Here is a 26,457-nt window from a genome sequence, read left to right on the forward strand (position 1 = left end):
GAGAAACCGGGGGGATAACCCCGACACCGTCGCGTGGACGCGTCGCGGCCCCGGCGTCGCGGTGGTCCGATCGGATCGATGGATCTTCCGCGGCTACCTCCCGACCACGTCCCACGTGGCCGGTTGCTGGCCCGTCTGGACCGGCTGGCCGCGCTCACAGTCGTCGCGGCCCTGCCGGGCTCCGGGAAGACCGCCCTCGTGGCCGACTGGGCGAGACGACGCCGCGAGGACGGCGACGTCGTCGCCTGGATCGACGCGAGCGGTCCGGACGGTACGGGGGACGAGCTGCGCGCACGGGTCGACGCTGCCGTCGAGGCGGGCGCGGGCCGGACCACGATCGTCGTCGTCGACAACGCCGATGCCGCCGACGACGCACTGTGTTCCGTGGTGAGCGCCTCGCCGTGGCTCCACGTGGTGGTCTGCAGCCGCGGCTGGCACCCGCTCGTCGCCTCGGCATGGCGCCGCGGCATCAGTGTCGACACCCTCACCGGGCCGGACCTCATGATGACCGCCGACGAGCTCGACGTCATCGCCGCCGGGTGGGGCCACGGCGGCCGCGACCGCCTGGCCGGCGTCCACGCGCTGACCGCGGGCTGGATGCTCCCGACCCGGATGGTCCTCGACGCCGCGTCCGTCGCCGCCGGGCAGGAGACCGCCAGCAGCTACCTGCGCACGTCCGTCCTCGCGGCCGTGTCCGACGCCGTGACCCGCACCGCGGCGATGCGGCTGGCCCTGGCCCCGTCCGTGACGCCGGTCCACCTCGCGGCGGTCACGGCGGCGATCACCAACGACCACGACGACCGGCCACCCACCGTGGACGACACGCTGGGCCGGCTGCTGCGTGCCGGCCTGCTCATGCCCGGCCGCGGCCGCGAGACCTGGGAGATCGTGCCCGTACTGCGCTCGGCGTTGGCGGCCGGTTACGCGTCGGAGGCGGCAGCCGAGGCCGCCGAATGGCACCGCCGCTTCGCCCACGCACTGTGGGATGCGGGCACCGATCTGGGCACCGCCGCCCGGCATGCCCGGGCCGCCGAGGACTGGGTGTCACTGGTTCGGTTGTGGGACGCGGCGGGCCTCGGCCTGACCGTCGAGCACGCTGACGACGTCGTGGCCGCCTACGGTCGCCTCCACGCCCGGGTCCTCGCCGAGCACCCGGCGCTGCGGGTGCCGGCCGAGGTCGCGCGGGCGCTGCTCGAGCAGCCACGCGGCGTCCGCACCCCGGACGTGATCGCGCGGGCCGTCCTCCGAGCCGGGGAGCCGGTCCTGCGGGCGGAGGGGGTGGGACGGCCGAGCCACCTGCGGGTCCTGGTGCGGTCGGCGGGCGTCGTCGCCGACCGCCTCGACGGCCGGTACGAGCGGGCGATCGCCGGTGCGGCGTCGCTCGACCGCGAACTCACCGAGCGTGACCGCGAGCTGGCGCCAGGCCCGTGGACGATCGACCGCGCCTGGGTGTCGCACCAGCGGGCGCGCAGCCTGCTCCTCGCGGGTGACATCGCCGCCGCCCTGGACGTCGCGACCAGCGCCTTCGCAACGGGTCGCGACGGCGACAGGCCTGCCCTCACCGCGGGCATCGCCGCCGACATCGCCCTGATGCACGCTGTCGGTGGCGACACCGCCGATGCCGCGCACTGGCTCGAGGTCCACGCCGGATACGACGAGTCCGGCCGATGGGCGAGCGACGTCGCCAGGCACTCGATACACATCGCCGGTGCGCTGCTGGCTTTGGACCGGCTGGACCGGGAGACAGCGGAACTGCACCTCGCGGGTGCTGACGAGGAGCCGGAACCGGCCGAACTGTGGCCGTTCCTCGTCCTCGCCATCACCCAGCACGCGCTGCTCTTCGGCGATCCGGCCGCGGCGCTCGCCGTCATCGAGCGCCACGAACGGCTCGACGCGAGGGCCGCCGCGGCGGGCGGAGCAGCCACCCAGGTCCTCCACCGGTGCCGAGCCGACGCGTACCTGGCGCTGGGCGAGGTAAACCCGGCAGGGAGGGTGCTCCAGGACGCGGGGCGCGACGTCCCGTGGTTGCGCGCCGCGCGGGCCAGGTTCCACCTGATCAGCGGCGACGACGCGCGAGCCGTGCGGGTCGCCGCGGCCGGCGTACGGCAGACCACGACCACCACACGCGACCGGATCGATCTGCTCGCGGTCGAGGCCGCGGCCCACGAAGCGCTCGGCGACACCGCGGCCGCCGACCGTGCCTTCGCCCGCGTGAGCGTCCTGGCCACTCGTCTCGGCGCCGTTCGGCCGTACACGCTGATCGACACCGACACCCGCGAACTGCTGCTCAAACGGTCCGGCCTCACCCTCTCTCCCAACGCCCTGGCCCGGGTCGACCGTGCCCGCCGGGTGTTCCCCGCGCGTGCCGACCTCGTCCTGCTGACCGATCGCGAACTGGCCGTGCTCTACGAGCTCACCCGCCATCGGAGCTGGTCCGGCATCGCCGCGGCCCTCGTCGTGGCCCCGAGCACCGTGAAGAAGCAGATCCTGGCCATTTACACGAAGCTCGGCGTCCACGACCGGGAGGCCGCCCTGCTGCGCGCCACCGCCCTCGGCTTCCTCCCCGAACCCGAGGCCGAGCCCGAGCCACCTCCGCGCGGCTTGGTCACCTGATCTCCGATGTGTCACCTGATCGTTCTCTTCGGGGCGATCAGGTGACGCGGCCCGGGAACACCGCAGACCGATGCGGCAGGACGTGCACCTGATCACTTCCAGCATGCGGACGGGAAACGATCAGGTGCACGGAACGCGCGGAAGTGGCCGGTTACGTCGTCTGATCGTGACCTGTCCACATGGTGGAGACGATCAGGTGGCACATCGGAGATCAGGTGACGCCACCACCCTCGGTGATGGGGTGTCTCGTCCGGCGGGATCCTCGAGTTGCGGACCGGTGGTTCCGCGTTCATGATCGGCCTCGGCGATCACGGCCTGTACCGCGCAGCCGCCCCATGCTGCCCCAAGGCGCCGCCGTTTCCGCCGCACCCGACGACGTACGACGAGACGAGACGATCATCACCGCGCTGGACGTGCCGAGCCGTTCTCGGGCTCGATCCCGGCTGTTGCTGCCGCTGCTGGCGGTCGTGATGTTCACCGTCGTCGCGAACTACGCCGCTCTGCTCTCGGTGCTGCTGCCGAACCAGGTCGAGGCCCTCGACGCTGAGAACAAGGTCAGGAACCTGGCGGTCGTGACGTCGGTGTCGTTCGGATTCACGATTCTGGCCCAGCCGCTGGTGGGCGCGCTGAGCGACCGCACCCGCAGCCGGTGGGGGCGCCGCGGGCCGTGGATGCTCGCGGGCGGCGTCGTGGCCGCCGCGTTCCTCTTCGGGCTGGGCGGACTCGGGTCGGTGGCCTGGATCTGCGTGTTCTGGGTCGTCATCCAGTTCGCGCTCAACGCAACCGACATCGCGGCCTCGGCGACGCTGGCCGACCGCGTCCCGCGGGAACGACGAGGGCGGGCATCCGCCGTCGTCGCGGGGGCCGGTATGGCCGGAGCTGCGGCCGGGACGGTGTTCGCGGGCCCGCTTGCCTCGGACCACCGGCCGGTGGCCTACACCGTGCTGGGCGTCGCCGTCGTTCTTGCCGCGGCGGCGTTCGTGGCCGTCGACCGTGAGCGTCCCGACGCGGGTGGCCCGCCGCCGCGGTTCCGGTGGCGGACACTCGTGCGTGGTTTCGTCGTGAACCCCCGCGAGCACGCGGACTTCGCCCGGGCGTTCGGTTCGCGGCTGCTGTTCGTCCTGGGCTATTCGCTGATCCTCGCCTACCAGCTGTACATCCTCACCGACTACGTCGGGCTCACCCGGCATGACGCCAACCGGCTCATCGGGCTGCTCACCGTGGCTGGATTCACCACGACCGTGGTCGGCATCGTCGCCGGGGGCTGGTGGAGCGACCGTATCGGCCGCCGCAAGATCTTCCTGGTCGCCGCGGCCGCCGTCCTGGTCGTGGCGTTGGCCGTCCCGCTCCTCGAGGCGTCGCTGTGGTCGGTGGCGGTCTTCGCCGTCGTGCAGGGACTGGCCGGCGGTCTGTACCTCTCGTGCGGGAACGCCCTGGCCATCGACGTGTTGCCGGACCGGACGGCGGGCGCCGGCAAGGACCTGGGCCTGTTCAACGTCGCCGTCAACGTTCCGCAGACCGTGGCTCCCGCCCTCGCCGCGCTGGTGATCCACGCCTTCGACGGGTACCGCGCGCTGTTCGCGGTGGCGTTGCTCAGCGTCGCAGCGTCCGCCGTCCTGGTCTCCCGTATCCGCACGGTCCGCTGACGCCGGCGCCGGCGCCGGCGTCCTGAGGTACCGGCCGGGGTTCCGGTCGAGGTACCGGCTGTCGCCGAACGCACCCGCTTCCCGCTGTGAGAACGATCCCCTGGTCGAGGGGGCGCCGCTCCCCGCTCCGTGCGCGGAGCGGGGAGCGGCCACCGCGACTCAGGGGGAGAGCACTGGTGCGGTCGACGCGACCGATGGAGCACGGGCTGATCGGCCGGGAGCCCGAGCGGAGTTGGCTGCGGCGGCTCGTCGCGGACGTGGCGTCCGGGCAGGGCGGAGCCGTGGTCGTCACCGGGCCGGCAGGGATCGGCAAGACGGCGCTCCTGCGCGACACCGCGGCCGTGGCCGCGGTCGGCCCCGACGGCGCCGCCGTCGCCGAACCGGACGGCGCCGCCGTCGCCGAACCGGGCGGCGACGCCGGCGACGCACCGGTCCGGGTGGCCCAGGTCGCGGCGGCAGTGTCGGAGCAGGAGTGGCCGTTGTCGGGCCTGCACCTGGTGCTGTCCGGGCTGCGGGCCGTGCAGGCCCTCGGCGGGGACGACGAACCGATGCCGGCCGCACCCGCCTCGCCCGGCGACCGGCACGGCCACGGCGGTGACGACGTGGACACGTACGACGTGGCGCGGCGGACCCTCGACCTGCTCCAGCAGGTGAAGGAGCCGGTGCTGCTCCTCGTCGACGACGCCCACCACCTCGACCCGCGGTCGCAGGAGGTGCTCGGCTTCGTGGCCCGGCGGCTGGCCGCGGTCCCCTTGTTGTTGGTCCTGGCGACCGGCTCGACCGACTTGACCGGCGCGACCGACGCGGCCGCCCCCGTCGTGCCGCTGCGTGGCCTGCACACGCTGGAGCTGGCCGAGCTGTCGAAGCCGGACGCGACCGATCTGGCCGAGTTGGCCGGCGGGCCTATCATGCTGCGTGCCGTCGCGGCGCGGATCGCCGAGCGCGTCGGCGGCAATCCGCGGGCGCTGCTGGACGTCGTCGGGCGCATACCGGACGCCCAGCGGATGGGCCAGGTCGAACTGGACCGGTACCTGCCGCCGTCGCCGGTGCTGCAGGCCCTGCATCTGCCTGAGCTGGACGACCTGGACGAGGAACAACGGTTCGCGCTCCTCGTGGCCACCGGCGACGAGGGCGGCCGGCTGGCGCCGGTGTTGCGGGCCCTGGCAGATCGCGACGCTTCCACCACCAGGTGGCTCCTCGCGGAACACCTGGTGCCGTCCGACGCTGACGTCGTGTTGCGGCGACCGGCCGTCCGGTCGGTCATCTGGCAGGCCGCGACACCGGCCGAGCGGGCACTGGCACACGAGGCCCTGGCGGACGCATACGCCGGCGTCGACCGCGGCCAGCAGCTGTGGCACCTCGCCCAGGCCCGGCAGGAGGACAGTGCATTGGCCGCCGACCTGCACCACCTCGCGGCCGAGCTGACGGAGCGGGGGCAGCTGGAACGGGCCGCGGCGCTCGCCCGCGAGGCCGTGCGCCTGACCCCGGCGGTTGACGCGGACGGTATCGATCGGCTGCTCCTGGCGGGTGAGCTCGCGATGCTCACCGGGCGCCTCGACACGGCGGTGCAGCTGGCCCGGGAGCGGTTCCGGAGAGACACCACGGTGGAGCAACGGGCTGACCTCGCGCTGCTGGAGGTGCGCGCCCGGGACGTGCTCGGCGGGGAGGTGGCGACGGGTCTGGTCACCCGGCACGCCGCGGAAGTCGCCGAGGCGGATCCAGGCCGCGCGGCGAGCCTTGCGCTGGCCGCCGCCATCGGCCTCGCGGGCCGCATGGAGGAGGCCGAGGCCGCCCGGTTCGTCGCGCTCGCGGAGCTGCTAGCGGGACGGTACGAGCCGCCGGTCGGGGACCTTCATCGCCGCGCGGCAGCCCTGGTGGCGTCCGTCAGCGGAGATCTGCGGCGGGCGGTCGGGCTCGTCGATGCCGACACGGAGCCGTCGCATGCCTTCACGGAGGCCGACAGGAACATCCGTCACGCGCAGGTGCTGATTCGCGCCGAGCGCTTCGACCGGGCTCGCCGGCTCCTCGAGGCCACCACGGTCGACGGACGGTTCGCGGAGTCGCCATTGCTGCTGGGCGCGGCGTATTCGGTGCTGAGTGAGCTCGAACTGCGGGCCGGCCGGATCACCGAAGCCCGGGCGGCCGTGTCGTCATGGGACCGCGTCGTCTCCGGCCGGATGGTCCGCGCGGTCGTCCCGGCGCACTTCGTGAGGATCCACGCACTGTCCGGAGAGTACGAAGCGGCATGGGAATGGCGCCGTCGTTCGGTCGAGAGCGCCCGCCGGCACGGCGACTCGTGGGCCGCGGCCATGACCCAGGCGGAGACCGGCGCGATGCTGCTGACGCTGGGCCGCTTCGACGAGGCGGTGTCCGGCCTCGATCATGCCCGCCGGTACGCGCTGCAGCACGCCGATCCGGCGGCCATGGCGATCGAGCCGGACTACGTCGAGGCGTGCCTTCGCGTCGGGGAGACGGAGCACGCTCGTCGCGCTCTCGCCGAGTTCGAGACCAGGGCGTTGCGGGTGCCGACGGCCTGGGCGCGCCATGCTGTGCAGCGCTGCCGCGCCTTGGTGAGCGATGGCGAGGACGCGGTCTCGGTCCTGGAAGCGGCCGCGGAGGACCCGGTGTCACCGGTGGAACTCACCCGCACCCGGCTCTGGCTGGCCGAGTGGCTGCGCCGGCTGGGCCGGCGCTCGGAGGCGCGCCAGTGGCTCCAGCGGGCACGGACCCTGGCGCAGAGCACCGGCGCGATGGCCCTGGCCGCACGCGCTGAGGATGAGCTGCGTGGCGCCGGCGGCCCCGGATCCGCCACCGTGGAGCTCGGCGACCTCACCGACGCGGAACGGCGGATCGCCGTGCTGGTCGCCGCCGGCCGCCGCAACCGCGAGATCGCCGCCGAGCTGTTCGTGTCCGTCCGCACCATCGAAGCGCACCTCGGCCGCATCTTCCGCAAGGCCGGGGTACGGTCGCGGACCGAGCTCGCCAGGGCCGTCGTCGCCGCCGGCTCGGACGACGGCTGACCGCGAGACTCCCGACGGGCCGGCTACGGAGCCGGACGGCATGACGCCGAAGCCGCCGCGGTACGACTCGTTCGCTCACGGCTGGGTATGGCAGGCTTGCCCAGGTGACCAGCAGTCCCGCTGAGCAGCAACGCCTACGCGACCTCGTCCGGCTGCGCCGTGTCCGCGACCGGATCGACCGGGAGTACGCGCAGCCACTGGACGTCGAGGCGCTGGCGCGCGGTGTGAACATGTCGGCCGGACACCTCAGCCGGCAGTTCCGGGTCGCCTACGGCGAGTCGCCGTACTCGTATCTGATGACGCGGCGCATCGAACGTGCGATGGCGCTGCTGCGCCGGGGCGACCTCAGCGTCACCGAGGTGTGTTTCGAGGTCGGCTGCTCGTCGCTGGGCACGTTCAGCACCCGCTTCACCGAACTGGTCGGTGTGCCGCCCAGCGTCTACCGCGCCCGATCGGTGCCCGCCACGGCGGAGATGCCGCCGTGCATCGCGAAGCAGGTGACCAGACCCGTCAGGAATCGAGAAGCGCGGGTCGCGGACCCGCAACTAGCGTGACCGCCATGGACATCAGCATTCACTACGCGTTCCTCCCGCACACCGACGCCGACGCCGCGCTGGGCTTCTACCGCGACACGCTCGGCTTCGAGGTCCGCAACGACGTCGGGTACGACGGCATGCGCTGGATCACCGTCGGCCCGGTCAACCAGCCGGGCACGTCCATCGTCCTGCACCCGCCGGCCGTGGACCCGGGCATCACCGAGGACGAGCGCCGCACCGTCCTGGAGATGATCGCCAAGGGCACGTACACCGCCATCACGCTGGCCACTGACGACCTCGACGGCCTCTTCGGCCGGTTGCAGGCCAGCGGCGCCGACGTCGTCCAGGAGCCGACGGACCAGCCGTACGGCGTCCGCGACTGCGCCTTCCGCGACCCCGCGGGCAACCTGATCCGCATCAACCAACTGGGCTGAGCCGACCGGCCGCCGAGGGGGCCGCGACTGCGGCCCGGAACGCACACGATGGAGAAACGATGAGCATGGCCACGAGGACGACCACCCAGTCGTCCGCGCACGCTGCCGACAGCCACGACCTGATCCGCGTGCACGGCGCGCGGGAGAACAACCTCAAGGACGTGAGCGTCGAGATCCCGAAGCGCCGGCTGACGGTGTTCACCGGTGTCTCGGGCTCGGGCAAGAGCTCCCTGGTGTTCGACACCATCGCCGCGGAGTCGCAGCGGCTCATCAACGAGACCTACAGTGCCTTCCTGCAGGGTTTCATGCCCACGCTGGCTCGGCCGGACGTCGACTTCCTCGACGGCCTGACCACCGCGATCATCGTCGACCAGGAGCGGATGGGCGCGAACCCGCGCTCGACCGTCGGCACCGTGACCGACGCCAACGCGATGCTCCGGATCCTGTTCAGCCGACTGGGTGAGCCGCACGTCGGACCCCCGACGGCGTTCTCGTTCAACGTCCCGACCCGTCGTGCGAGCGGTGTCATGAGCACCGCCAAGGGCGACCGGGTCGAGAAGAACGTGGTGCGCGACGTCGTCTACCTCGGTGGCATGTGTCCGCGGTGCGAGGGCCGGGGAGCGGTGTCCGACATCGACCTGACCCAGCTCTACGACGACAGCAAGTCGCTCAGTGACGGTCCGTTCACCATCCCCGGCTACAACGCCGACGGCTGGAACGTGCGCATCTTCGCCGCCTCCGGCTTCTTCGATCCGGACAAGCCGATCAGCAAGTACACCAAGAAGGAACTCGACGACTTCCTGTACAAGAAGCCGACGAAGATCAAGTTCGAGAACATGAACCTCACCTACGAGGGTCTGATCCCGAGGATCCAGAAGTCGTTCCTGTCCAAGGACGTCGACGCGGTGCAGCCGCACATCCGTGCGTTCATCGAGCGGGTGGCGACCTTCACGGCCTGCCCCGAATGCGACGGCACTCGGCTGAGTGAGGCGGCGCTGTCCTCGAAGATCAACGGGAAGAACATCGCCGACCTGTGCTCGATGCAGATCAACGACCTCGCGGAGTGGATCCGCGACCTCGACGAACCATCGGTGGCGCCCTTGCTGAAGGGACTGGGGGAGAGCTTCGACTCCTTCGTCGAGCTGGGGCTCGGCTATCTCAGCCTCGACCGTCCGTCCGGCACGCTCTCCGGCGGTGAGTCACAGCGGATCAAGATGCTCCGGCACCTCGGATCGTCGCTGACCGACGTCACCTACGTCTTCGACGAGCCCACCATCGGCCTGCACCCGCACGACATCCAGCGGATGAACAACCTCCTGCTGAGACTGCGCGACAAGGGCAACACCGTGCTGGTCGTCGAGCACAAGCCGGAGACGATCGCGATCGCCGATCACGTCGTCGACCTCGGGCCGGGCGCCGGCGGTGGCGGAGGCGAGGTCGTCTTCGAGGGCACCGTCGACGGACTGCGGGGCGCCGACACCATCACCGGCCGCCACCTGGACGACCGGGCGCAGCTCAAGGAGTCGGTGCGCTCGGGGTCCGGCGCGCTCGGGATCCGCGGCGCCAGCACCCACAACCTGCAGGACGTCGACGTCGACATCCCGCTCGGTGTGCTGGTGGTCGTCACCGGGGTCGCCGGCTCCGGCAAGAGCTCGCTGATCCACGGTTCAGTCTCGAAACGCGACGGCGTGGTGGCGATCGACCAGAGCGCCATCAAGGGGTCCCGGCGCAGCAACCCGGCGACCTACTCCGGTCTGCTCGACCCGATCCGCAAGGCCTTCGCCAAGGCCAACGGCGTCAAGCCGGCCCTGTTCAGCGCCAACTCCGAGGGCGCGTGCCCGACCTGCAATGGCGCCGGCGTCATCTACACCGAACTCGGGTTCATGGACACCGTGTCCACCCCATGTGAGGACTGTGGTGGCAAGCGGTTCCAGGCCGCGGTGCTGGAGTACCGGCTCGGTGGCCTGAACATCGCCGACGTGCTCGACCTGCCGGTGGCCGACGCCCACGCCTTCTTCGCCGACGGTGACGCCAAGACCCCGGCAGCGGCTGCCATCCTCGGTCGCCTCCGGGACGTGGGACTCGGCTACGTCACGCTCGGGCAGCCGCTGACCACCCTGTCCGGCGGCGAGCGGCAGCGGCTCAAGCTGGCCAACCAGATGGGCGAGAAGGGTGACGTCTACGTGCTCGACGAGCCGACCAACGGCCTGCACCTCGCCGATGTCGAGCAACTGCTCGGGCTGCTCGACCGGCTGGTCGACTCCGGGAAGTCCGTCATCGTCATCGAGCATCACCAGGCGGTCATGGCGCACGCCGACTGGATCATCGACCTCGGCCCCGGTGCCGGCCACGACGGCGGCCGGGTCGTCTTCGAGGGAACTCCGCGGGCGCTCGTCGACGCCCGCTCCACCCTCACCGGCGAGCACCTCGCGGATTACGTCGGCAGCTGACGGGGTGCCCGCGTCCGGCGGCCGCCGTGGCCACCGGACGCGGGCGTCTACGTTGGGTTCCGCCCGCTGTCAGTCGCCGGGCGGCTCGGCGGGCAGGCCGCTGCGGTACTCCGCCCACGTCGGAAGCGGCTGGGCCGGTTCGTCCAGACGGACCCGCACGCTCTGGAACTCGTAGGCCAGCCGGCGTCGCCGCAGCTCCTCGGCGGCTTCGTCGGCGGCGGCGCGGGCGGACGCGGCGTCGGGATACTGCCGTTCGTCGATGGCGAAGGCCGCGGCGGGGCCGTCGTCGGTGGTCACGTAGCCGATCCAGACCCATGCGTGGTTGGTGCCGGTCACCGTTGCTCGCTCCTGGTCTCGTCCTGGTCGAGAGCGGCCGCCTCGGCCTGCATGCCACGCACCCGGTCCCGCTCGCCGTCGCCGACAGGCACGTACGGCTTGTAGACGGTGTTGTGCTCCAGGTCCGAGGCGATCGAGGCGCGCCGCGTGCACAACTGTATTTCGAACGTGTAGGGAAGGCCGTCGAGGCTCGCCCCGATGATGAACGGAACCACGCGGTAGGCCGGGTTGTGCCGCTTGGGTTCGGCGTACATGTTCTCCATGTCCAGCACGTTTCCGCCGTCGCCGACGCCGTAGCGGTTCACGACGGCGGTGACGACGCCGGCCAGTTCGGCGGTGTCGCCGACGGTGATGCGCGCGCCGACCGCGTCGACGACCTCGCCGACGCGGTAGTCGGGCCGGCCGGGACGGTCGGCGCTGCCGGAAGACATGCGCTGGACCTTGTCGATGATCCCTTCGGTGTCCTTGACCCGCAGACTCACAGCGGCGTCGTCGAACGGCGCGGCCAGCGCTTCGAGTTCGGCGCGCACATACGGCTGGACCTGCCGGCTCAGGCGTCGCACATAGTCGTCGAGCAGGGCACGCTCCTCACGCGTGGGTTCGGCCCCGATGGCGCGGGCGGGGTCGAGGTCGCGGGCGTGGGCGAGGAAGAGCTTCTTGCGGGATCGGCCGTCCGCGGTGGTGAGGGCCTCGGCCGGCACGGGTTCGAACAGCGGGCCGCGGCCGGGGTTCTCGGCGCGGTACTGCTCGAGCGTGCGTCCGGCGAGCGCACGGCCGTCGGCGAGTTCGCTCAGCATTGCGAGTGTGTGGTGACGCCGGCGCGGGTCGGCCAGCGCGCGGGTGAGGTCCAGCGGATGCGCCACGTCGGCGACGAGGCGCGCGACCAGCGCGGCGACGTCTGGGTGCGCCTCACCCAACGCGCCCTCGACGGCGGCGGCGACGTCGTCCGGCTCGGTCCGGCCGGCGGGCGTCGTGCCGGTTACCGCGGGCGTGCCGGCTGCCGTGGGCGTCTCGGGCGTGCCCGGCGCGCCCTCCAGCAGCGCGGTGAGGTCACGGACCTCGCCCGCGACCACGGCCGCGATGTCGCCGGACAGTCCGCGCACGATGTCGGCCATGGCCCTCCCGCCCCGGTCGATCTCGTCCGGCAGCCCGCGTAGCGGCTGGTCGCGTACCGTTCGCAGCGGCGTGGTGATGCCGCCGGTCAGCCTCGTGATCTCGGCGGCCAGCGCGTCGGCTGCCGCCTCGGTCTCGCCGGGCAGCGCCGCCAGCGCCTCGGCCGCGGCGCGGATGGACCGGTCGGACACCCTGCTCACCCCTCACCGCCGGCGACGCGAGCCGACATGAACGTAGGTGCCCGCCCGGTGCGTTCTGTGACACTCGGTGGCCATTGTGATGATCAAGAGCGGGGGTGCTGGTCAGCCGATGTCGACGACCGCTTTGACGAACCCGTCGGGCTTGGACCGCAGCGCCTCGAAGGCCTCGTCGATCTGGTCGAACCGGAAGCGGTGCGTGACCAGCCGGCCCACGTCGATGCGACCGGCGGCCAGGAGGCCCAGCGCGGCCTCCGTGCTGGCGCGCAGCATGGCCCGGTCACGGACGTGGGCGTTGACGACATCGAGGGCCTTCCAGTTCCACGCGCGCACGTCGACCCGGCGGGTGGTCTGGTGGTAGCCGAGGATCGAGATCGCGCCGTGCGCGCGGACGAGCCTGGTTGCGAGGTCGAGCCCCGGTTGGGACCCGGACGCCTCCACGACCACGTCGAACCCGTGACCGGCGGGCGCATCATCGTCTGCGTACGCATGGCCGGGCACCTCTGCTGGTGAGTGGGCGGCGTCCGCACCGCTGGCCATCGCCGCGTGCCGGGCGTCCTCGCGGGGGTCGATCGCGATCAGCTGGGCTACTCCGGCGTTGCGCAGGAACTGGGTCATGAGCAGTCCCATGAAGCCGAGCCCGACGACGGCGACGCGCGCGCCGATCGGCACCGGGGTGCGCCGTAACCCTTCCGCGACGCATCCGAGCGGCTCGGGCAGCGCGGCCGCCGGATCCACCCCGGACGGGACGACCACGACGTCCTGCACGTCGGCGAGGGCCAGTTCGGCGAACGAGTGCGCGATCCGGCCCCCGACCAGGGTGTTCGGCGCGATCGTGACGCCCGGCCCGGCGGCGACGACCTCGCCCACGGGTTCGTGGCCCAGCCGGAGCGGCACCGTGCCGGTCGGGTTCGCCCAGGCCGGTAGGTCGCTCGCGCACACGCCGTTGGTGAGGACGCGTAGCAGTACCTGGCCGGGGCCGGGTTCGTCGACGTCGACGGTGGCGAGCTCGCCTCCGCCGGGTGCGGTGACGGTGTAGGCGCGAGTTCTCATTTGGTGGCTCCTGCGGTCAGGCCGGCGACGAACTGCCGGTTGAAGATCAGGTAGATGATCACGACGGGCAGTGAGGCGATGGTCGTGCCCGCGGCGAGCACGGCGGTGTCGGTGGTGAAGCGCCCCTGAAAGAACGTGAGGCCGATCGGCAGAGTGCGGACGTCGTCGGTCTGCAGGAAGAACAGCGGCACGATGAGCTCGTTCCACGACGTCATGAACTGGAAGACGACTATCGCGCCGAGCGCCGGTACCGCGAGCGGGCGTACCACGGACCACATCAGCCGCAGGTCGCCGGCGCCGTCGATGCGCCCCGCCTCGATCAGCTCCCGGGGCAATGCGCGCAGGTTGGCTCGGAGCAGGAAGATCGCGAACGGCAGGCCGAGTGCCGCCTCGACCAGGATCGCGCCGGTCAGTGTGTTCACAAGACCCAGGGAACGCATTTGGTGGAAGAGCGGGATGATGATCGACCAGATCGGGATCATCAGTCCTAGCAGGAAGAGCATGAACGTCGCGTCCGCCCAGCGCACCCTGAGCACGGCGAGCGCATACGCGGCAGGGAAGGCCAGCGCGACCACCAGCGCGACCGTCCCGGCGGCGACGATCGTGCTGTTGAGCAGGTAGTCGGCGAACCTTCCGGCGTTCCAGGCCGTGACGTAGTTCTCGAACCGCAACGGCCACTCGAGCCCGAACGGGTTGGCGGCCGTCGCACTGGAGGTGCGCAGCGACTGCGCCCAGATCCAGACCAAAGGGACGATTGAGACGAGGGCCATCACGACGAGCGCCGTGTGGATGCTCATCCGTTGCAGGGCGCGGTTCACGGACGCTCCCTCTCTCGTACGCGGAGGAAGATCACGGTGATGATCAGGATGATGACGGTGAGGACGACAGCGGCGGCCGCCGCATAACCCACGCGGTGGGTGACGAACGCCAATGCGTAGATGTAGTAGGCGACGACCTCGGTCGTGTGGCCAGGTCCTCCGTTGGTCATGACGTAGACCAAGTCGAAGGTCTTCAGGGTGTTGATGAAGGAGACAACGAGCAGGAGGGTGATGTGGTTGCGCAGGCCGGGCACCGTGATGTGGCGGAACCGCTGCCGGGCGCCTGCGCCGTCGAGCGCAGCGGCCTCGTAGAGGTGAGGGTCGATGTTCTGCATGCCGCCGAGCAGGATCACCATCGCGAACCCGTAGTAGGTCCAGTTCGCGGTCGCGATGACGGCGGCCATCGCGGTGCCGGACTCCGACAGCCAGCCCCGGGTGAGTGACTCCAGCCCGATGCCCTCCAGCGCGACGTTCAGCAGGCCGGACGTGGGCTGGTAGATCTGGTCCCAGGCGATGCCGACGATGACGAGGGCCATCGTCGCCGGGATGAACAGCAGGGTGCGGAACAACGTCCGGCCGCGGATCCACGACACCGACAGCATGGCCGCGAGCAGCAGCCCGAGTCCCTGCGCGAGCCAGCTGCCGGCTACCCAGAGCAGGTTGTTGCCCAGTGATCCGAGGAAGCGGTCGTCCCCGGCGAGGCGCCGGTAGTTGTCCAGCCCCGTCCACGTGGGAGAAGCGGTGAGTCCGTTCCAGTCGGTGAGGCTGAGCCAGGCGGTCTGCCCGATCGGCCACAGCAGGAATCCTGCGTAGAGGGTGAGCGCCGGCAGGACGAGCCAGTACCCGCGCCATCCCCGCCCACCGCGGCGGGTGCCGCTGGACCGGGATGCTCCGGCGGGCGCGCGCGTGCGTGCAGTCGGCCGGCCGGCGGTGACGGCGGACGTCGTCACCGCGCCGCGTCCCTGGCCTCGTCGAGAGCGTCGTCGAGTGACCTGGTGAAGGTTGCCGCCTCGATCTCGCCGGTGAGGAAGGCCTGGGCGGCGCCGTTCCAGGCGTCGGTCACGAGGGGGCTGGAGCTGAACGCGGTCCAGCGCCCGATCCCGCCACCGTCGTTAGCTGCCCGGACGACCTCCAGGTTCTGCCGCAGCAGGGCCGGGACGTCCGCGTCGGTGCCGTCGTAGTCGGTGGTGGGCAGGACACCTGCCTCCAGCCACCGGCGTTCGGCCTCTGCGGAGAAGTGGACGAAGTCGATCCAGTCCGCGGCGATGTCCGCGACCGTGGAGGACGATGAGATCGCCCAGGACCCGCCGGCGCCTCCGGCTGCCTGCTGCTCCAGCGACGTGTCGATCATCGGGAACGGCACGAAGCGGATGGGGGAGTCGGGGCCGAGCGTGGCCAGCAGGTCCGGTGTGACCCCGGTACCTTCGATGAACATGCCGGCTTCGCCGTTCATGAAGGCCTTCACCGAATCGTCGAAGCTGACGCCGTTGAAGTCGGGGGTGACGAATCCGCGCGCGACCCAGTCACGGGCGATGTCGAATGCTTCCTGGACGTTCCGTGCGCTGTAGGTCCCGTCCGAGTCGAGAGACTCATGCGCGACGATCTCGTCGGCCGGGACCGCCGCGTGCACGGCGGCTCCGACGAGGTGCGACGACGGCCACTGGTCCTTGTTGCCGAAGGCGATCGGAGTCACCCCGGCCTGCGCCAGGGTCCGAGCCGCGGTCAGGAATGCCTCGTAGTCGGTAGGAACCGGCGCTCCGGTCTCGGTGAACAGGGCTTCGTTGTAGAACAGTCCGATCGCCTCGCTGGAGCGGGGGACCGCGTAGAACGTGTCGTCGAACGTCGCGCGTTCCACGATGGACTCCGGCAGTCGGTCGAACCATCCGTACCGGTCGGCGTAGTCCTCCAGCGGGCGGACCAGTCCGTTGGTGGCCAGGACCCCGAGAGTGCTCTCGGACGCGTCGTAGTCGAAGACGTCGGGTGCCGAGCCCGACGCCAGGGCCGTTGGCAGTGTCTTCTGCAGGTCGTCGTAGCTGAGGTACTGGATGTCGACCTGCACCTCCGGGTGCTCGCGTTCCCAGTCAGCGCTGAGTGCCTCCAACACCGGTTGCAGAGCAGGCGTGTCGCCGAACTGGCTGACGATCGTCAGCGTCGCCTCCTCACCGAGGGTGACGCTCTGGGTGTCCTCGGGTTGGGTACCGCCGACGCATGAGGCCGGGACGAGTGCAGCGGCCGCTGTCAGGGCGAGGATCGGTACCGGCCGGCGGCCGAGCCGGTGACGGGTGGTGGCGATGGGCATCGTTGCCTCCTGGACGTGGGCCGCGGCTGCGGCATCGAGGGTCTGGCCGGGATCAGCCGGCGTCACGGTCCTCCGCCCTCGCGGGCCGGGTGATCAGCCGCCGCGCCGCCGCATCCACGAGCGCGACGTGCCGGGCGGCGTCGGTGAAGGACGGCAGTGGTGTCGTGCTCTTCGTTGCCGTTCCGAGCAGTGGCCCGTAGAACGCGCCGAACAGCGCGGTGATCCTCGCGTCGGCGTCGACCGGGGTGCGCCAGAGTCGGCTCACCCGGTGCGGGTTCGCGTGGCCGTCCAGGCGCAGTCGCCGCGCGTCGGCGGCGCGTACGAGCTCGAGCGTCTCTCGGTCGCCGAGCTCCCAGCCGGCGGTGCCCTCGTCGCCGTCGACCTCGACAGCGAGCGTGTTCATGTGTCCCGGTGACACCTGAGACAACGTCAGCGAGATCACGCCGCCGCCGCTGAGGCGGGCCAGGGCGATGCAGACGTCGTCGGCGCCGGAGCGGAGGGTGGTTGCGCGCAAGGTGAGGAAGTCGGCCTCGATCGAGGTGATCCACTGGCCCGTCATGACCTCGACCAGGTCCATCACGTGGCTGCCGATGTCGGCGAGCACGCGCGATCCGCCGGACCGCGCCGGATCGGTTCGCCAGGACTCCTCGGCGCCGAGCTGCCAGTTCTGCAGGTAGTGCGCCCGGACGCTGTGCACCTTGCCGAGCAGGCCGGACCGGACCAGTCCGGCGAGTCGCTCCGCCAGCGGCGCGTACCGGTAGTGCTACCCGACCGTCGAGGCGGTGGCCGAGGCCCGCGCCAGGGCGGCGAGGCCTGCCGCGTCAGCAGCGGTGGTGGCCAGGGGTTTCTCGCAGACTACGTGCAGGCCGGCTGCAAAGGCCGCTCGCGCGGCCGGGACGTGCCGGTCGTTGGGCGTGCAGAGATGGATCGCGTCCAGCTCACCCGCGTCGATGAGCTCGTGCTCCGAGGCGAACGCGGCCGGTACGTCGAGCCTTTTTGCGGCGCGCGCGGCCGACTCACGGGTGGAGCCGCTCACCGCGACCACCTCGACGCCCGCAATCCGCCGCAATGCGGCGACGTGTGCGGCCCCGACGCCCGATGCGCCGGCCACGCCTACCCGGATCACTCGGCGCCCACCGTCGTGGTGGTGGACGTGCGCAGCCGGGTGAGGGTGTCGCCGAGCGCCGCGGGAGTGGTGAGCTCCTCGACGGTCATGACGGCGGCGCCGAGGATCGCCGCGTCGGGGCCCAGCTCGGACGGCACGATCCGCAGGTCGCGGGTGGCCAGTGCCAGGGAACGCCGGTAGATGGTCTCGCGGATTCGGGCGAGGAAAGCGTCGCCGCCGCTTGCCACGCCCCCGGTCACGACGAGGACCGCAGGGTTGAAGAAGTCGACGAGAACCGACAGGACGGTCCCGATGTCCTCGGCCGCCTCGCCGAGGATCCGCCGGCAGTCCTCGTCGCCCAGCTGTGCGAGCTGGGCCACGAGTTGGGCGGTGATCGGTCCCTCCGCGGCGGCGGCGGCCAAGCCGGTGCTCTGACCGCTGATGGCCAGCAGTTCCGCGCGCGCGGCGATGTCGTCGCCACCCGCAGTGGTGACGAGGCTCCCGGCGCTTCCCTGCGCGCCACGGTGCAGCCGGCCGTTGGAGATCAGGCCGGCCCCGACCCACGACCCGATCTTCACCACGAGGGAGTCCGCGACCTTTGCACCGGCTCCCTGGTGCTGCTCGGCCAGTGCCATCAGGTTGACCTCGTTGTCTGCCCAGGCCGGCACGCCGAACCGCACGGCGAGGCGGTCCCGGACCGGCTGGTCGTGCCAGTCGGGGTGCACGGGCGGCTGGACGGTGCGGCCAGTCGCGAATTCAACGGGGCCGGCGATCCCGGCGCCGATGCCGCACAGGGCCAACGCGTCTCCTGCGGCCTCCTGCGCGCGATTCAGCTGCCGTTCCACGAGCGTCTCCAACGTGGCCAACACCGGCTCCGGCCCCTGCCGCATCGACAGGGGGAGCTTCTCGTCGGCCAGGATCCGACCGGTGAGAGTGACCACGGCGGCCCGGACATGAGTCATCGCGACCTCCGCGGCGACGACCACCAGGTTGGAGCGGAACCGGATCCGGGTGGCGCGCCGTCCGCCGGTGCTGCCGAATGCGCCCGCCTCCTCCAGCAGCCCTGCGCCGACGAGGGATCGGATCCGCTCGGAGACGACGGCCTTACTCAGGCCGGTGGCCGCGCCGATCTCCGCCCGGGAGGCTCCGTCCTGCGACGAGCGGATGACGCCGACCATCGCGGCCGCGCTGGCGATGGCTCCACCATCGTTCTTCGTCGGCCGGACCGGCCGTGGATCGCTCATCGCACACCTTAGTCTGTTGATCGGATTACTTCGATCGTAAAACAGTCAAAGCCTCAGCGCAACTCTCGTCGGCGTCATGCCGCCGGTTTGCCGGATTCGGGCGCTAGCGTCGGGAGGTCTGCCCGTCCCATCGAGGAGGAGCGCCAGTGCAGCTCGGGCCCACAGTGGTGGTCACCGATCACGAGATCCCGTCGAGGCGCCGCCGCTGCGGATCACGCCCGGCGAACAGGTGCGGGTTGGTGAGCACGACACCACCTGGCCGGCGTTCGTCTTCGTGACTTTTGAGGGCGGCAGCGGCTGCGTGCCCGAACGCCACCTCGACGCCGCCCGGCCGGTGGCGACGGTGCTGCGCGGTTACACCACGCAGGAGCTGCCGGCTGTCGCGGGCGCTGAGGTTACCGTGCTGGAGGACGACCCCGAGTCGGGCTGGAGCTGGTGCGAGGACGCCGAGGGCCGGACCGGGTGGGTGCCGCACAGCTGCTTTCGTCCGGCCTGACCTGATCATGGCGCTTTTCTCGTCGCCATAGCCGTACACATCGCGCCGTGATCAATGGGGCGACCTCTTGACCAAACCGGCCACCATGCGCGAATCTGCTCGGATCATTCATCGTCCGATCAGGAGTAGGCAATGAGTCGAGGTTTGCGCACCATGCTCGCTCTGGCCGCCGTCGTGGTCACCTCCGCTGCCGTCCTGCCATCCGGCTCGGCACCCGCGTCAGCGGCGACCGGCTCAGCCGCCGTCGACGCCGGACCCGTGCTGTGGCTGCCGACGGGGTCGTTCGCCAGCTCGTCGTTCGTCCGGGTGGAGCGCGACGCCGGCCCCGGCGCGCCGGTCCGGAACGGCGAGGCCCTCCGGCTGGAGTCCCCGGCCGGCGGGCGCGGCTCCGCTCAGCTCGCGGTGCACGCTCCGGACGGGCTCGCCGGGCTGTCCGTGTCGGTGGGCCAGTTGCGTTCCCGGCACGGCGGTGCGCTGCCTGCCGGCGCCGTCCAGGTGCGGTACCCGCAGTTCATCCCGTTCGACTCCGGTGGTGTCGTGGCCGACCCCTTGCGGGAGACCGACGCCGTCGACGTGCCCGAGAACGCGAACCAGCCGATCTGGTTCACGGTCGACATTCCAGGCGATGCCGCGCCGGGGGCCTATACGGCCACCGTGGAGGTCGCCGCCGACGGCGCTGAGCTCGGCCGGTGGCCGCTGCAGGTGATCGTCGCCGACGCCGCCGTGGAGCCGATGGTCGACCGGCCGTTCATGTTGGACCTCTGGGCGCACCCGGACGCCGTCGCCGACCAGACAGGCACCGCACTGTGGAGCGAGGAGCACTGGGCGGCACTGCGTCCGTACCTGCGTGACCTCGCGGTTCACGGCCAGCGGGTGGTCAACGTCGCCGTCACCGAGGACCCGTGGATGGTGGACCACCAGGGCCAGTGGCGGCCACAGACGTGGAGTCACTTCGCCTCCACGGTCGAGTGGCGCTGGGACGGCGAGCGGTTCGACTTCGACTTCAGCGTGTTCGACCGCTACGTGGAGGAGTCCCGGGCGGCCGGCATCGGAGAACGCATCCACGCCTTCGCGATGCTCCAGTTCGACCACCGCGAGCGTTTCGTCTACACCGACACCCGAACGGGCGAGCGGGTGGTCGAGGAGGTCGACCTCGGCGACGAGCGCTACCGGGACGGCTGGGGCCAGTTCCTGGACGCGTTCACCGAGCACCTGACCGAGCGCGGCTGGTTCGACGACGCGTCGCTCGGCTTCGACGAGCGGCCGGCGAACGAGATGGAAGTGGTGTTCGACGTCCTCGCCGACGAGGCGCCGCAGTGGCTGGACAAGGTCGCGATCGCCGCCAACAGCCTGGACGTGCAGGACTTCGCCGAGTACGTCAGCTACAACTACTCGTTCCTGGACAGCGTGCCGGACGAGGACATCGCCCAGCGCCGGGCCGAGGGCAAGCCGACCCTGTTCTACACCTACTTCAACCCGCTGCGGCCCAACACGGTGACCGCCTCGCCGCCGGTCTCGGCGCGGGTACTGGGCTGGGTGGTCGCACAGAAGAACCTCGACGGCTACCTGCGCTGGACCTACAACTCGTGGCCCGAGGACGTCTACGCCGACCCCAGCTTCCGCTACGGCCAGGGCGACGAGTATATCGTCTACCCGGGCGAGGACGGGCCGGTCTCGTCGATCCGCTGGGAGACGTTCACCGACGGCCTGGACGACGCCGAGCTGCTGCGGCTCTACGCCGAGCGTTACGGCCGCGACGACCCGCTGTTCACCCAGGTCCTCGACGCGATCGACCCGCGGGCGGAGAGCAGCGCGCCGGCGTGGTCGGCGATGCTGCTGGGCCGGCACGCCGTCGTCGACGGGCTGCGTCCGGACGGAGACCTGACCGTCGCCGTGTCCCGGCCGGACTCCGAAGTGGTCACGGGCGACACCGTCGAGTTGACCGTCACCGCGACGGCCAGCGGTGAGCGTCCGGTGCCGTCGCCCCGACTGGACCTGCCCGACCAGCCCGGCTGGTCCGCGCAGGTGGTGTCCGCGCCGCGGCCGGGTGCGCTGCTGCCGGGAGAGCAGGCCAGCTGGACCGTGCGGGTCACCGTCGACGACGACGCCGGCGGCTACCTGTACCTCGGTGGCGCGGTGACCGACCCGGGCGGGCGGACCCGCGCGGACTTCGCGACCGACCTGACGGTCCGGCCGCCGGTGGAGCTGACCGGCCCGCCGGCCGCCTCGCCCGCCAGCTCGCCGGACGCGACGGCCCCGGTCACCGTGACGGTGCCGGTGGCCAACGCGTCGAGCCAGGAGCAGGCCGTCGACCTGGTCGTGGGCAACCTCGGGTTCTGGCAGACCGACACGCCGACGTCGCGGGTGACGGTCCCGCCGGGGGAGACCGTGGACGCGACGGTGGAACTGCGGCCGGAGGGCCGGACCGGGTGGACCACCGTCACGGCCGAGATCCGGCACGGTGGCGCCACCATCGGCAGCGGCCGGGTCGACATCGTCTCCGGCGGGCGGCACGTGTCCGAGTGGGAATGGGCGTCGGAGACGAACGGCTGGGGACCGGCCGAACGCAACACCAGCAACGGCGAGGATCAGCCCGGCGACGGCGCCCGGATGACCATCAACGGCCGCGAGTACGGCGTCGGCGTCGGGGTCCACGCGCCGTCGCGGATCACCCTGGACCTGGCCGGCAGCTGCACCCGGTTCCAGACCGACATCGGTCTCGACGACGAGGTGGCCGGCGGGAGCATCCGGTTCCGGGTCGAGGCCGACGGCCGGGAGATCTTCGCCTCGCCGGTCATGACGCAGACCTCGGCCGCGCGCTGGGTCGACCTGGACGTGACCGGCGTGCGGGAGCTGGCTCTCGTCGTCGACGACGGCGGCGACGGCGTCGCGCGCGACCACGGCAACTGGGCCGGCGCCTGGCTGCGCTGCTGAGCGTCCCACTTCTGGAGGCTTATGCACCCTTCCGGGCCCCCTTCAGGGTGCATGAGTCTCCAGAAGTGCGTGGCGGGGCGACGGTTCAGCCTGTGACCGCGGAACTCTCCCGGACGAAACGGGCCAGCTCCGTGGCCATGGGCGCGGATTCCCAGGTGTGATGCGCGCCGGGCAGCTCCGTCTTCGTGGCAGTGGGGATGGCGTCGACGACGGAGTCGGCGGCGACGTACATCTCCGGGAAGGTCTCGGTGCCCATCATGAACCGCACCGGCACCGTGATGCCGGCGAACAGTTCCCGGTGCGGCGCGGAGTCGGCCCACACCAGCGACTCCCCGTCGGCCCGGTAGCTGACGACCTGGGCGACGAACTGCGGGTACATGGGGTCCTTGCGGGACTCCTCGAGCCACTCCGGCGGCATGTCCTTCATGTAGTGGGCGAGCGCGCCGTCGAGGTCGCCGGCGTCCATGCGCCGCTCGACCTCGGCGATCCATGCCGCGGCGGTTCCGGTCGGCGCGATGGGCGCCTCCCAGAGCGCCAGGCCGTCGACCGGCAGGCCGGCGTCGGCGGCGGCGAGCGCGATCGAGCAGCCGGAGGAGTGGCCGCACAGCACCGCCCGGCCGCCGAGCACGTCGATCAGTGCCGACAGTGCCGCGAACTCGCGGTCGAGGCCGATGTTGCCCTCGGCGTGGCTCTCGCCGCGGCCGAGCCGGTCGTAGACCACGGTGGCGATACCCTCCCGGGCAGCCAGTTCCGCGGTCTCGGTGGTCACCGGGTCGATGGCCCGGAAGGGTCCGGCGCCGGCGATGAAGATCAGGCCGGGGCCCTCGCCGTAGCGGTCGTAGGCGACGCGGTCGCCGAGCGCGGTGGTGACGAATTCGGTCATGGTGCGGCTCCGATCGAGGTCAGCTGAGTCGTTGGTCGAGGTGGACAGCGACCTCGTCGCCGCTGCCTTTGCCGGTGGCCGCCCGCAGCGCGGCTCGGATGGGGAGCATGTGCGTGCCGTCGCCCTGGGGCAGCAGGGTGGCCTGGAACGCCTGCCCGTCGAGCGTCCCGGTGACCTTGACCGGCCGGCGGGTGCCGAAGAGCTCACCCGAGGCGGGCACTGTCACGACGGCCCATCCGCCGGGGGTGTCGTCCTGCCGGATGGTCGCGGTGAACCTCACGTCGATGCTGCCGACGGTGATCGCGGTGCTGGTCATGGCTTCGCTCCTCAAGCAAACTGGACGGTCCAGTCCAGTGACACTAGACTGGCCCGTCCAGTCAGGTCAAGCGGCGGCCGGCGTGCGTTGGACGCGGCCCGCCCGCGAAGGGAGCGGTCATGGCCGACGCCACCCCACCGTCCAGAACGAGGTCGCAGGAGAAGCGCCGTGCGATCCTCCAGGCCGCGCAGGAGGTCTTCCTCAGTCAGGGCTATCTGGGCACCAACATGGACCTGGTCGCGTCCCGGTCCGGCGTCTCCAAGCAGACCGTGTACGCGCACTTCGGCAACAAGGAGGCGCTGTTCATCGAGATCGTCACCTCGATGACGGACGCCGCCGGCGACCGCGTGCACCACGACCGGCCCGACCTCGTCGACGAGGCCGTCCTCGAGATCTACCTGCGCGACTACGCCGAGCGGCAGTTGCTCACCGTCATGCAGCCGAGCCTGCTGCAACTGCGCCGGCTGGTCATCGGGGAGGTGGCGAGGTTCCCCGACCTGGCCAGGGTGCTCTACGAACGCGGCCCACGCCGCGCGATCACCCAGATCGCGCAGACCTTCGACACGCTGCGCGAGCGGGGCCTGCTCCGGGCCGACGACGCCGAGGCCGCGGCGGAATGGTTCAACTGGCTGGTCATGGCCGCGCCGTTGAACCGCGCCATGATGCTCGGCGACGCCGCGGTGCCCGGCCGCGACGAGCTGCGCCGGCACGCCGCCGAAGCGGTGCGCATCTTCCTGGTCGCCTTCGGGGCCGCTCCCGGCCGGCCCGCCCTCCCATGATCATCAAGACTTGACCCGGCTATGACCGGGCCAACTCTTGATGATCATGGGATGGTCGGAGGGCCCGGGGAATGTCTGCCGCGCTGGCGGGGGTTAGTGAAAGTGATTCGCAATAGCTAGAGAGGTGGCGGCCGGCGGTCAGCTCAGTATCGGAGCGGTGCGCGGCTGCGGCACCCCGCGGCCGGTCACCCGGATCGTCGTCACCGGACTCGACGACGGCCGGGACGAGGTCGCCGGCGCCTTCGAGCAGTGCCTGCTCGACGACGCCGAAGCCGCCAGGAGAGGAACCCGGTGGGAGGTCTCGGGCGCCGGTTTCGAGTCCTGGCTCGGTGCCGTTCGCCGGGCCGCGTGAACGAAGGGAGACCCCGATGAAGGTCCGCAACTCGCTGAAGTCGCTGAAGAGGGCGCCCGGCTCGCAGGTGGTGCGCCGCCGTGGCGGCGTCTTCGTCATCAACATGCAGAACCCGCGCCTCCAGGCCCGCCAGGGCCGATTCCCGCGAAAGGAGGGCCGCCATGGCCCGAACCGACCTGCGTCCGGTGGTCAAGCTGCGCTCGACCGCAGGCACCGGCTACACGTATGTGACCCGCAAGAACCGCCGCAATGACCCCGACCGCATGATGCTGCGCAAGTACGACCCCGTAGCCCGGCGGCACGTGGAGTTCCGCGAGGAACGCTGACGGCGGCCACGTCGACAATCAGCGCGGCCATGTGTGGTCTGCGACGCCGGCGCCGTCTACGAAGTCCACGGCACCGGGGACCTGGCCGACCTGGGTCGATGACATCGCGACACCCGGTCGCAACGTGCTGAAACCCGCTCGACATCTGGCTCGACGTACGTTCGGACCTGTCAGCGCGGCGCCACAGCACGAAGGTGAACCAGATGAGGATCGCGGTCGACGACCTGACCGGCCCGGAGATCGCCGGCTTCCTCGATGAACACGTCCAGCAGATGCTCTCCATCACTCCGCCGGAGAGCAAGCACGCCCTCGACCTGGACGGGTTGCGGCGGCCGGAGGTCACCTTCTGGACGGCCACGGAGGCCGGACGGGTCGTCGGCTGCGGTGCGATCAAGCGCCTTGACGCCCAGCACGCCGAGCTCAAGTCCATGCGGACGGCGCCCGCCCGGCAGCGCGGCGGCATCGCCTCCCGGCTGCTGGAGCACATCCTCGGCGAGGCGCGGACGGTGGGCTTCGTCCGGATCAGCCTGGAGACCGGCTCGGACGCGTTCTTCCTGCCCGCCCGGCGGCTCTACGAGAAGTTCGGGTTCGGCTACTGCGAACCCTTCGCCGACTACCGGCCGGACCCGCTCAGCGTCTTCATGACCCGCACCCTGTGATCGGCAGCGCGGGGAGCCAGGAAATGTCCCACAACTTCGTGGTACCTTTCGTCATGGTTGCTGTCTCGATCCGGGAGCTGTCTCATGAGACCTCTCGCGTCCTGCGCCGGGTCAAGGCGGGTGAGACGGTGGAGATCACCGAGCGTGGACGGGTTATCGGGCGCATCGTGCCTGCGCGCGACTCTGACGACACGCGTGCCCGATTGACTGCTCAGGGTCGCCTCGAGGTCGCGACGGGTGATCGTCGTGCACTGTTGGCCACGCTGGAGCGTCGATCAGCGTCGGAGCCGGTGGACGCCGAGAACGCTGGGTCGGCTGTGCTGCGTGCGATGCGGGACGATGAGAGGTACTGAGCATTGCTCTACCTCGACACCTCCGCCCTGGTGAAGCTGTGTCGCATCGAGGTGGAGACCAAGGCGCTGATCGACTGGCTGGCGAAGGCGCCCGGTGATTGGGTGACGTCAGGCCTGTCCGAGGTCGAGCTGACGCGGGCAATCTCCCTGGCGGACCCAGCCGCATTGACTCATGTCCCAGGTGTGCTGGCGCAGTGCGACCGGTTGGAACTCGATCGGCAGGTACGTGCCGACGCCGCCGCGCTGCGCCCGCCGGCGCTGCGAACTCTTGATGCTCTGCACCTGGCGACGGCGCTGGAGCTTGCCCCGGATCTGGAGGCTTTCGTGACCTACGACGAGCGGCTGGCCGCCGCCGTGCGTGGCAACGGCCTGGCTGTCGTCGCGCCGTCCTGATCGGCGCAAGGGTTTAGTCGCCGCCGCCCCGGCGTCGCCGCGACATCCCGGCTGGCCGCATCACGGCCGGGCGACAACGAGCCCTGGTCCCCCCGTCGTCAG

Annotated in this window: 25 protein-coding genes and 1 pseudogene; 15 read left to right on the forward strand and 11 right to left on the reverse strand. The window is 71.2% G+C overall.

Annotated features, from left to right (window positions below; all coding sequences use genetic code 11):
* The first annotated feature begins 78 nt into the window (after nucleotides 1–78).
* The 6 genes from JIAGA_RS35945 (at nucleotide 79) to JIAGA_RS0115160 (ending at nucleotide 10,699) form a co-directional block, all read left to right on the forward strand.
* Nucleotides 79–2,613, forward strand: a complete 2,535-nt coding sequence (locus JIAGA_RS35945) for a helix-turn-helix transcriptional regulator (protein WP_157553201.1) — start codon at nucleotides 79–81, stop codon at nucleotides 2,611–2,613.
* 335 nt (nucleotides 2,614–2,948) lie between these two features.
* A complete protein-coding gene (locus JIAGA_RS0115140) occupies nucleotides 2,949–4,259 on the forward strand; it encodes an MFS transporter (protein ID WP_051426127.1) in 1,311 nt (436 codons plus the stop codon).
* A gap of 176 nt (nucleotides 4,260–4,435) precedes the next feature.
* A complete protein-coding gene (locus JIAGA_RS0115145) occupies nucleotides 4,436–7,279 on the forward strand; it encodes a LuxR family transcriptional regulator (protein ID WP_157553203.1) in 2,844 nt (947 codons plus the stop codon).
* A gap of 104 nt (nucleotides 7,280–7,383) precedes the next feature.
* Complete coding sequence (locus JIAGA_RS0115150; RefSeq protein ID WP_026876318.1) at nucleotides 7,384–7,833, forward strand: helix-turn-helix transcriptional regulator; 450 nt, start codon at nucleotides 7,384–7,386, stop codon at nucleotides 7,831–7,833.
* 5 nt (nucleotides 7,834–7,838) lie between these two features.
* Nucleotides 7,839–8,249: a VOC family protein gene (locus JIAGA_RS0115155; protein WP_026876319.1), complete on the forward strand. Its 411-nt coding sequence runs from the start codon at nucleotides 7,839–7,841 to the stop codon at nucleotides 8,247–8,249.
* A gap of 59 nt (nucleotides 8,250–8,308) precedes the next feature.
* The gene (locus tag JIAGA_RS0115160) at nucleotides 8,309–10,699 is read left to right on the forward strand and encodes an ATP-binding cassette domain-containing protein (protein WP_026876320.1); all 2,391 of its coding nucleotides are present in this window, start codon (nucleotides 8,309–8,311) and stop codon (nucleotides 10,697–10,699) included.
* 69 nt (nucleotides 10,700–10,768) lie between these two features.
* On the opposite strand, the gene JIAGA_RS0115165 is transcribed toward JIAGA_RS0115160, so the two are convergent.
* The 9 genes from JIAGA_RS0115165 to JIAGA_RS30010 all read right to left on the reverse strand — a co-directional run bounded on the left by JIAGA_RS0115165 (nucleotide 10,769) and on the right by JIAGA_RS30010 (nucleotide 18,864).
* Nucleotides 10,769–11,035: a hypothetical protein gene (locus JIAGA_RS0115165; RefSeq protein ID WP_051426128.1), complete on the reverse strand. Its 267-nt coding sequence runs from the start codon at nucleotides 11,033–11,035 to the stop codon at nucleotides 10,769–10,771.
* On the reverse strand, nucleotides 11,032–12,339 hold the full coding sequence (locus JIAGA_RS29995) for a nucleotidyltransferase family protein (protein ID WP_051426129.1): 1,308 nt from the start codon (nucleotides 12,337–12,339) through the stop codon (nucleotides 11,032–11,034). The genes JIAGA_RS0115165 and JIAGA_RS29995 overlap by 4 nt, the downstream gene beginning before the upstream one ends.
* A 111-nt stretch (nucleotides 12,340–12,450) precedes the next feature.
* The gene (locus JIAGA_RS0115175; RefSeq protein WP_026876322.1) at nucleotides 12,451–13,398 is read right to left on the reverse strand and encodes a zinc-binding dehydrogenase; all 948 of its coding nucleotides are present in this window, start codon (nucleotides 13,396–13,398) and stop codon (nucleotides 12,451–12,453) included.
* Complete coding sequence (locus JIAGA_RS0115180; protein WP_051426130.1) at nucleotides 13,395–14,216, reverse strand: carbohydrate ABC transporter permease; 822 nt, start codon at nucleotides 14,214–14,216, stop codon at nucleotides 13,395–13,397. Before JIAGA_RS0115180 ends, JIAGA_RS0115175 begins: the two co-directional genes overlap by 4 nt.
* The gene (locus JIAGA_RS30000; protein ID WP_035812569.1) at nucleotides 14,213–15,166 is read right to left on the reverse strand and encodes a carbohydrate ABC transporter permease; all 954 of its coding nucleotides are present in this window, start codon (nucleotides 15,164–15,166) and stop codon (nucleotides 14,213–14,215) included. Before JIAGA_RS30000 ends, JIAGA_RS0115180 begins: the two co-directional genes overlap by 4 nt.
* On the reverse strand, nucleotides 15,163–16,581 hold the full coding sequence (locus tag JIAGA_RS0115190; RefSeq protein ID WP_026876324.1) for an ABC transporter substrate-binding protein: 1,419 nt from the start codon (nucleotides 16,579–16,581) through the stop codon (nucleotides 15,163–15,165). Before JIAGA_RS0115190 ends, JIAGA_RS30000 begins: the two co-directional genes overlap by 4 nt.
* Nucleotides 16,568–17,260, reverse strand: coding sequence for a Gfo/Idh/MocA family protein (locus JIAGA_RS33195; RefSeq protein WP_084469702.1), 693 nt, complete (start codon nucleotides 17,258–17,260; stop codon nucleotides 16,568–16,570). The genes JIAGA_RS0115190 and JIAGA_RS33195 overlap by 14 nt, the downstream gene beginning before the upstream one ends.
* Nucleotides 17,261–17,278: 18 nt before the next feature.
* A complete protein-coding gene (locus JIAGA_RS33200) occupies nucleotides 17,279–17,641 on the reverse strand; it encodes a Gfo/Idh/MocA family protein (protein ID WP_026876326.1) in 363 nt (120 codons plus the stop codon).
* Nucleotides 17,638–18,864 (reverse strand): ROK family transcriptional regulator, encoded by a 1,227-nt coding sequence (locus JIAGA_RS30010; protein ID WP_051426131.1) that lies wholly within the window; start codon nucleotides 18,862–18,864, stop codon nucleotides 17,638–17,640. Before JIAGA_RS30010 ends, JIAGA_RS33200 begins: the two co-directional genes overlap by 4 nt.
* Before the next feature lie 229 nt (nucleotides 18,865–19,093).
* Here JIAGA_RS30010 and JIAGA_RS35300 point away from each other — a divergent pair, with 229 nt between their 5' ends.
* Together JIAGA_RS35300 and JIAGA_RS30020 are read left to right on the forward strand one after the other, a co-directional pair.
* Nucleotides 19,094–19,360, forward strand: coding sequence for an SH3 domain-containing protein (locus JIAGA_RS35300; protein ID WP_051426132.1), 267 nt, complete (start codon nucleotides 19,094–19,096; stop codon nucleotides 19,358–19,360).
* 132 nt (nucleotides 19,361–19,492) lie between these two features.
* Nucleotides 19,493–22,294, forward strand: a complete 2,802-nt coding sequence (locus JIAGA_RS30020; RefSeq protein WP_084469703.1) for a glycoside hydrolase domain-containing protein — start codon at nucleotides 19,493–19,495, stop codon at nucleotides 22,292–22,294.
* Nucleotides 22,295–22,379: 85 nt separating this feature from the next.
* On the opposite strand, the gene JIAGA_RS0115220 is transcribed toward JIAGA_RS30020, so the two are convergent.
* Nucleotides 22,380–23,177, reverse strand: coding sequence for an alpha/beta fold hydrolase (locus JIAGA_RS0115220; RefSeq protein WP_026876327.1), 798 nt, complete (start codon nucleotides 23,175–23,177; stop codon nucleotides 22,380–22,382).
* Nucleotides 23,178–23,196: 19 nt separating this feature from the next.
* Complete coding sequence (locus JIAGA_RS0115225) at nucleotides 23,197–23,493, reverse strand: DUF1905 domain-containing protein (RefSeq protein WP_026876328.1); 297 nt, start codon at nucleotides 23,491–23,493, stop codon at nucleotides 23,197–23,199.
* Nucleotides 23,494–23,612: 119 nt separating this feature from the next.
* Between JIAGA_RS0115225 and JIAGA_RS0115230 the strand changes: the two genes are divergently transcribed.
* The 7 genes and pseudogenes from JIAGA_RS0115230 (at nucleotide 23,613) to JIAGA_RS0115255 (ending at nucleotide 26,355) form a co-directional block, all read left to right on the forward strand.
* On the forward strand, nucleotides 23,613–24,272 hold the full coding sequence (locus JIAGA_RS0115230) for a TetR/AcrR family transcriptional regulator (protein WP_026876329.1): 660 nt from the start codon (nucleotides 23,613–23,615) through the stop codon (nucleotides 24,270–24,272).
* A 157-nt stretch (nucleotides 24,273–24,429) separates the two neighbouring features.
* Nucleotides 24,430–24,624: a hypothetical protein gene (locus JIAGA_RS0115235; protein WP_169738872.1), complete on the forward strand. Its 195-nt coding sequence runs from the start codon at nucleotides 24,430–24,432 to the stop codon at nucleotides 24,622–24,624.
* 16 nt (nucleotides 24,625–24,640) lie between these two features.
* A pseudogene (locus JIAGA_RS35675) lies at nucleotides 24,641–24,760 on the forward strand (ribosomal protein bL36); the annotation flags it as partial.
* Nucleotides 24,761–24,785: 25 nt separating this feature from the next.
* A complete protein-coding gene (rpmG, locus tag JIAGA_RS35680) occupies nucleotides 24,786–24,950 on the forward strand; it encodes a 50S ribosomal protein L33 (protein WP_026876331.1) in 165 nt (54 codons plus the stop codon).
* Between the two features lie 203 nt (nucleotides 24,951–25,153).
* Nucleotides 25,154–25,609 (forward strand): GNAT family N-acetyltransferase, encoded by a 456-nt coding sequence (locus JIAGA_RS0115245; RefSeq protein ID WP_026876332.1) that lies wholly within the window; start codon nucleotides 25,154–25,156, stop codon nucleotides 25,607–25,609.
* 23 nt (nucleotides 25,610–25,632) lie between these two features.
* On the forward strand, nucleotides 25,633–25,962 hold the full coding sequence (locus tag JIAGA_RS0115250; protein WP_211239671.1) for a type II toxin-antitoxin system Phd/YefM family antitoxin: 330 nt from the start codon (nucleotides 25,633–25,635) through the stop codon (nucleotides 25,960–25,962).
* A 3-nt stretch (nucleotides 25,963–25,965) separates the two neighbouring features.
* Complete coding sequence (locus JIAGA_RS0115255) at nucleotides 25,966–26,355, forward strand: type II toxin-antitoxin system VapC family toxin (protein ID WP_026876334.1); 390 nt, start codon at nucleotides 25,966–25,968, stop codon at nucleotides 26,353–26,355.
* The last annotated feature ends 102 nt before the right edge of the window (nucleotides 26,356–26,457 follow it).

Origin of the sequence: Jiangella gansuensis DSM 44835 (assembly GCF_000515395.1) — a bacterium.
GTDB lineage: Bacteria > Actinomycetota > Actinomycetes > Jiangellales > Jiangellaceae > Jiangella > Jiangella gansuensis.

Bases quoted from the DNA above. Each gene is read 5' to 3' on its own strand.
- JIAGA_RS0115140 (WP_051426127.1), top strand. From the start codon at position 2,949: ATGCTGCCCCAAGGCGCCGCCGTTTCCGCCGCACCCGACGACGTACGA.
- JIAGA_RS35945 (WP_157553201.1), top strand. From the start codon at position 79: ATGGATCTTCCGCGGCTACCTCCCGACCACGTCCCACGTGGCCGGTTG.
- JIAGA_RS0115245 (WP_026876332.1), top strand. From the start codon at position 25,154: ATGAGGATCGCGGTCGACGACCTGACCGGCCCGGAGATCGCCGGCTTC.
- JIAGA_RS0115155 (WP_026876319.1), top strand. From the start codon at position 7,839: ATGGACATCAGCATTCACTACGCGTTCCTCCCGCACACCGACGCCGAC.
- JIAGA_RS0115230 (WP_026876329.1), top strand. From the start codon at position 23,613: ATGGCCGACGCCACCCCACCGTCCAGAACGAGGTCGCAGGAGAAGCGC.
- JIAGA_RS0115160 (WP_026876320.1), top strand. From the start codon at position 8,309: ATGAGCATGGCCACGAGGACGACCACCCAGTCGTCCGCGCACGCTGCC.
- JIAGA_RS0115175 (WP_026876322.1), bottom strand. From the start codon at position 13,398: ATGAGAACTCGCGCCTACACCGTCACCGCACCCGGCGGAGGCGAGCTC.
- JIAGA_RS0115250 (WP_211239671.1), top strand. From the start codon at position 25,633: ATGTCCCACAACTTCGTGGTACCTTTCGTCATGGTTGCTGTCTCGATC.
- JIAGA_RS0115220 (WP_026876327.1), bottom strand. From the start codon at position 23,177: ATGACCGAATTCGTCACCACCGCGCTCGGCGACCGCGTCGCCTACGAC.
- JIAGA_RS30020 (WP_084469703.1), top strand. From the start codon at position 19,493: ATGAGTCGAGGTTTGCGCACCATGCTCGCTCTGGCCGCCGTCGTGGTC.
- JIAGA_RS0115225 (WP_026876328.1), bottom strand. From the start codon at position 23,493: ATGACCAGCACCGCGATCACCGTCGGCAGCATCGACGTGAGGTTCACC.
- JIAGA_RS30010 (WP_051426131.1), bottom strand. From the start codon at position 18,864: ATGAGCGATCCACGGCCGGTCCGGCCGACGAAGAACGATGGTGGAGCC.
- rpmG (WP_026876331.1), top strand. From the start codon at position 24,786: ATGGCCCGAACCGACCTGCGTCCGGTGGTCAAGCTGCGCTCGACCGCA.